The 5,564-nt window shown below is 65.5% G+C and carries 5 protein-coding genes and 1 pseudogene; all 6 read right to left on the bottom strand.

The window, feature by feature from the left end; genetic code table 11:
- Nucleotides 1-132 (bottom strand): annotated as a pseudogene (locus ACK5L9_RS09120) (transposase); the annotation flags it as partial.
- Nucleotides 133-221: 89 nt separating this feature from the next.
- Entirely contained in the window at nt 222-1,016 is a 795-nt protein-coding gene (iolB, locus tag ACK5L9_RS09115) for a 5-deoxy-glucuronate isomerase (RefSeq protein ID WP_416911149.1), read from the bottom strand.
- Nucleotides 1,017-1,181: 165 nt separating this feature from the next.
- Nucleotides 1,182-1,379: a hypothetical protein gene (locus tag ACK5L9_RS09110; RefSeq protein WP_416911147.1), complete on the bottom strand. Its 198-nt coding sequence runs from the start codon at nt 1,377-1,379 to the stop codon at nt 1,182-1,184.
- Entirely contained in the window at nt 1,376-2,281 is a 906-nt protein-coding gene (gene iolE, locus ACK5L9_RS09105; protein WP_416911146.1) for a myo-inosose-2 dehydratase, read from the bottom strand. Before iolE ends, ACK5L9_RS09110 begins: the two co-directional genes overlap by 4 nt.
- Nucleotides 2,282-2,291: 10 nt before the next feature.
- Entirely contained in the window at nt 2,292-4,130 is a 1,839-nt protein-coding gene (iolD, locus tag ACK5L9_RS09100; protein WP_416911145.1) for a 3D-(3,5/4)-trihydroxycyclohexane-1,2-dione acylhydrolase (decyclizing), read from the bottom strand.
- Nucleotides 4,131-4,258: 128 nt separating this feature from the next.
- Nucleotides 4,259-5,564 (bottom strand): PfkB family carbohydrate kinase (locus tag ACK5L9_RS09095; protein ID WP_416911144.1); only part of this gene is annotated, 1,306 nt, incomplete at its 5' end.

Here is a 5,564-nt window from a genome sequence, read left to right as displayed (position 1 = left end):
GCGCTCGAAAACACCCCCCTTGGCCCATCTGCGGAACCGACGGAACACGCTGGTCCAGTTCCCGAATTCCACCGGCAGATCTCGCCAGGGCACACCGGTGCGCACGCGCCAAAGAACCGCCTCCAGGAACAGGGCAAAGGTCAATGAATAGGGCCGTTGGTCTGACAGTCATTTTTACCATATCTGGTTCTTCCGGGAGCCCGCTGACAGACGACCTCCCGTCACATCATCCACTCGACCTCTGCTGCTGGCACAAAGCGCCAGTTCCTGCGGGGTCCGGCCATGACGTTGAGGTAGTAGAGTTCGAACCCGTGGGGGGCGCCGCAGGGGTGGTGGCCTCGGGGGACGCAGACGACATCGCCGTCGCGCACCGCCATGACCTCGTCAAGGCTGCCATCGTCGGTATAGACCCGCTGCACCGCCCAGCCGTCCTTCGGGTTCAGGCGGTGGTAATAGGTTTCTTCCAGATAGGTGATGCGGGGAAAGTCGTCCTCGTCGTGGCGGTGGCTGGGGTAGGACGACCAGTTGCCGGCGGGGGTGATGACCTCGGTGACCAGCAGGCTGTCGGCGTAATCCTCGTTCTCCATGGCGATGTTGTTGATCCAGCGGGTGTTGCTGCCCTCGCCGCGTTGGGTCAGGGTGATGCCGTTGGGGCCGATCTTCCGCGCCGGATGGCCGCCATGGCCGGGGGCCGAGCAGACCGCGATCACGCAATCGGTTGCCGCCTTGGCCTGCCAGTCCTGCCCGTCGGGGACATAAAGGCAATGGGGCGGGGTCTTTTCGAAGACATCCATACGGTCGCCCAGAATGCCCCAATCCTGACCGGCGGCGCGGATGCTGGCCTTGCCTTCGACCATGACCAGAATGGCTTCGTTCGAGCCGGTCATCTCACCCGCTGCCTCTCCGGCGCGCAGATGATAAAGCGAAAAGCCGACATATCGCCAGCCGGCGCTTTCCGGGGTGATCCGGTGCACCTCGCCATGGGTGCCGAAGGGTTTTTTCAGAAGATCGGGCATCGGGCTTCCTTTCCTGTTACGTCATGGGACAGGGTTGGGGCAGGGGCCGCGCAACACCTGTGCGCAACGGTCGATCAACGCCGGAGGGGCAACGCCCCGACTGCCCTTGCGGCCCCTCGATGGGGCCGGAAGGGCAAGCCCCCCTTGCGGGACCGGACGCGCGCCTCATTCGTCATCCTTCGGGTCGAAGGCGACAAAGAACTGATGCGCGGCATAGATGCCGATGACTCCGAACAGCACCGCCCAGAACGGCCCGCCCGACACCAGCTCGAACAGGGCCCAGGCCAGGCAGAACAGCACGATTGCCAGGCGCAGCCACAGCGGTCGGTAGAAGGGCTTTTGCAGGTCAAGAAAATCCCTCATGCGCCGCGCTCCAGCCCGGCCTTTGCCGCCGCCGCCTTCAGCGATCTCAGCCCCAGCGACTGATATTCCAGCGGGTTCCTGACCGCCGGATCCTGTTCGGCCTCGATCACCAGCCAGCCATCATAGCCCGCATCGGCCAGAATGCGCAGCAGCGGCACGAAGTCGATCCCGCCTTCCGGGTCGCCCGGCACGGTGAAGGCCCCGGCGAGCACGCCTTGAAGGAAGGACATGTTCCCGGCCCGGACGCGTTCGGTCACGGGTCTGCGGATGTTCTTGGCGTGAAAATGGACAACGCGGGCGGCGTGGCGGGTCAGCACCTGAACCGGATCGCCGCCGCCAAAGGCGCAATGTCCGGCATCGAACAGCAGATGCGTGGCAGGCCCCGTGGCCGCCATGAAGGCGTCGATGTCTTCGGGGGATTCCACCACCGTGCCCATGTGGTGGTGATAGGCCAGCGTGATGCCTTCGGACGCCAGATATTCCGCAAACGTCTCCATCTTCGCGCCGAAGGCGACCATCTGATCCTTCGTCAGCCGGGGCCGGTCATTCACCGGCCTGTCCGGCCTGCCATGCACGGCGTTCGAGCCTTCGCAGGCGATGCAGACCTTGCAGTCATTCGCCTTCAGCTTCGCCAGATGGGGCCGCACGGCGGTGATCTCGTCCCCGACCGAGCGGGTCAGCAATGCCGTCGAATACCAGCCCGAGATGAAGCGCAGCCCATAGCTGCCAAGCAATTCCTTCAGCGCCTGCGGGTCGTCCGGCCAGCGATGGCCGTTCTCGATCCCGTCAAAGCCGATGACCTGCCCCGCCTCGTGCAGGATCTGTTCGGTCGGGATATGCGCGCCGATGGATTGGTCGTCATCATTGGCCCAGGCAATGGGGTTGGTGCCGTAAAGGATCATGGTGCTTCTCTCAGTTCACGAGGCTCTGCCTTGCGATATTCTTCAGGTAATCGGCATAGGCGGCCCGCAGCCTTTCGGTATCGCCGACTTCCGGCACGGCCACGTCCCAGAAATGCCCCGCCCCTTCCAGCCCGTCGCCCGGTCCGGGGGCGGCGGTGGTGTCGATGACGATCACGGTGGGGATGTCGCGGCTGCGCGCGGCCTTCACCTCGGCCTCCAGATCGGCGATGCTTTCGGCCTTGACTGCATGGGCACCCATGGAGGCGGCGTGACCCACGAAGTCGATTTGCGGCTGGGTCTCGATCCGGCTGTCCACATACATGTTGTTGAAGGCCGCGCCGCCGGTGCCTTTTTGCAGCCGGTTGATGCAGCCGTAACCCCGGTTGTCGGTCAGTACGACGGTGAAGGGAATGCGCCGCATGACCGCCGTCGCCAATTCGCTGTTCATCATCATATAGCTGCCATCGCCGACAAAGCAGATCACCTCGCGCTCGGGCCGCGCCAGTTTCAGCCCCATGGCGCCCGCCACCTCGTATCCCATGCAGCTATAGCCATATTCCATGTGATAGCCGCCCTGCGACGGCAGCCACAGAAGCTTCAACGCGCCGGGCATGGTCCCTGCGGCACACATGGCGATGGCGTCGTCGGCGGTCGCCCGCTGCACCGCGCCGATCACCTGCGCATCGGTCGGCAATTCATTGCTGTCAGCGGGGGCCGCGCAATGGGCGTCGACCGCTGCCAACCAGCTTTCGCGGATTGCGGGATCCGCGGCATCGGCCCGATACCCATCCAAAGCCGCGCCCAGCTTCTCCAACGCCACCTTCGCATCCGCGACAAGGCCAACCCCGCCATGCTTCGCTGCATCATAGGGCTGGACGTTGATACTGACCAGCTTCGCCCCCGGAAACAGCGTCCGCGAGCCGGTGGTAAAATCCTGCAACCGCGTGCCGATGCCGATCACCAGATCGGCCCGCCCCGCCACGGCATTCGCCGCCGCCGAGCCATCGACCCCGGCCGCGCCATAGTTCATCGCATGGGCCTGTGGCAGGGCGGATTTGCCCGCCTGCGTCTCGATCACCGGAATATTATGCGCCGTGGCAAAATCCGCCAGCGCATCCCCGGCCCCCGAATAGATCACGCCCCCGCCCGCGACGATGACCGGGGCCTTCGCCGCCCGGATCAGACCCGCGACTTCCGCCAGCTCTGCCGCATCGGGTTCCGGCCTGCGGATGCGCCAGACGCGTGGTTTGAAGAACTCCTCGGGCCAGTCATATCCTTCGGCCTGCACGTCCTGACAGAAGGCCAGACAGGCGGGCCCGCAATTGGCCGGATCGGTCATCACCCGCATGGCGCGCGGCAGAGCCGTCAGCAGATGTTCGGGCCTTGTGATGCGGTCGAAATAGCGCACCACCGGACGAAAGCAGTCATTCGCGCTGACCGTGCCGTCGTCAAAATCCTCGACCTGTTGAAGCACCGGATCGGGGCGGCGATTGGCAAAGACATCGCCCGCGATGATCAGAAGTGGCAGCCGGTTCACATGCGCAAGCGCGGCCGCCGTCACCACATTCGTGGAACCCGGCCCGATGGAGGTCGTCACCGCCTGCGCGCGTCTGCGCCCCAGACCCTTGGCATAGGCAATCGCCGCATGGGCCATGGATTGTTCGTTCTGCCCGCGCCATGTCGGAAGCGCATCGCCGATCCCGTGCAGGGCCTCTCCCACGCCTGCCACATTGCCATGGCCGAAGATCGCCCCGACGCCGTCGATGAAGCGTTCGCCATCTTCGGTCATCTGCACGCTCAGCCAGCGCACCATCGCCTGCGCCGCCGTCAACCGGATCCTGTCATTCATTTCCGTCTCCTTCCGCGGACGCGCCGCAACGCAAGGGGGGCAGCGAAAGCCGGCCCCATCGAGGGGCCGACTTTCGCGCGGGGGGCCAAGCCCCCCGCCACCGCCCCCGGCAAGGTTCCGCGCCGGCCTCACAGACCCACCCGTGCCGCATGCCGCGCCCTGTCCCAGATGTCGCAGAGCCGCCCGTAACGCCCGGCCATCCGCGCTATCGCCGCCTCGTCCCCGATCCGGCCCGCCAGCCAGTCCCGTGCCGCATCGCCAAAGATCGTCCGCCCCACCGCAAAGCCCCGCACCAGAGCGAACCCGGCGGCGACCCCGAAACTGGCGGCCAACTCATCCTCGGCTGCATCAAGACCCAGCACCACGATGCCGCGCGTATGGCGATCATGTGCCTCGATGGCACCGATGGCATTGGCCCAGGCGGCGGCTGTCGCCATCGGCTCCAGCTTCCACCAGTCGGGGAAGATGCCTGCCGCATGGAACTGCCGGATCAGCGTTGCGGTCGTCTGGTCATCGACCGGGCCGACCTTCGAGGGGATCACCTCCAGCAGGAATTCCAGCCCGTTCCTGCGCGCCGCTGTGAACAGCCGCCCGACCGTCGCCTCTTGCCCTGCGCGCATTTCCGCGTCGTCATCCGGATGACAGAAGCACAGCACCTTCACCACATCCTCGCGCGCCCATTCCGCCAGCCCGCCGCAATCCGCGCCCAGTTCCGGTTCAAGCGTCAGCGGCCGCGAGCCAGGCCATTCGCAGGGCCGCCCGATCCACAGGCCCGAGCCGCTGGCCCGGTGCAAGGCAGACCGCCCGATCCGGTTGTCGCAGAGGATGCCGTAACCGTTCCGGCCATCGGCCACCTGCAAGGCCGCATCAAGGCACAACTCCTTGAAACCCGCGCCCTTTTCCGGTGTATAGCCCGCCATCTCTTCAAGCTGCGCGCGATGATCGAAGGCAAAGACCCGCATCGTGGTCCAGTCGCCGCCCATCCGGCCCTGCCGGTTCGTCGCCCAGTGGATCTGTTCCAACTCGGCATCGTTTCTCAGATCGGGGCGGGTCACTCCGCGCTTGAGGAAGAATACCAGCTCCGCCAGCGACGGATAGGCCGGCGTGCAGCCATGCCGGCTGACCGCGAAAGCCCCGCAGGCATTGGCGTATTCCAGCGCCGTCGGCCAATCCTCGCCATCCACCCAGCCCTTCATCAGACCGGAAAAGAACCCGTCCCCCGCGCCCAGCACGTTGAATACTTCAATCGGAAAGCCCGGCCAGGTCTCACCGTCATCCAGACTTTCCGGGATCGAGCACTCGAAGGACACCGCCCCCTTCTCCCCCCTCTTGCAGACCAGCGTGGCCTTTCTGACCGCGCGGACATTGCGCAGCGCCTGAACCGTATCAGTGGTCCCGCCTGCGATGTGAAACTCCTCATCGGTGCCGACGATC

The organism is Paracoccus sp. (in: a-proteobacteria) (assembly GCF_047973135.1).
GTDB lineage: Bacteria > Pseudomonadota > Alphaproteobacteria > Rhodobacterales > Rhodobacteraceae > Paracoccus.
Note: the sequence above shows the minus strand (reverse complement) of the source record. Positions and strands in the feature narration are given on the sequence as shown.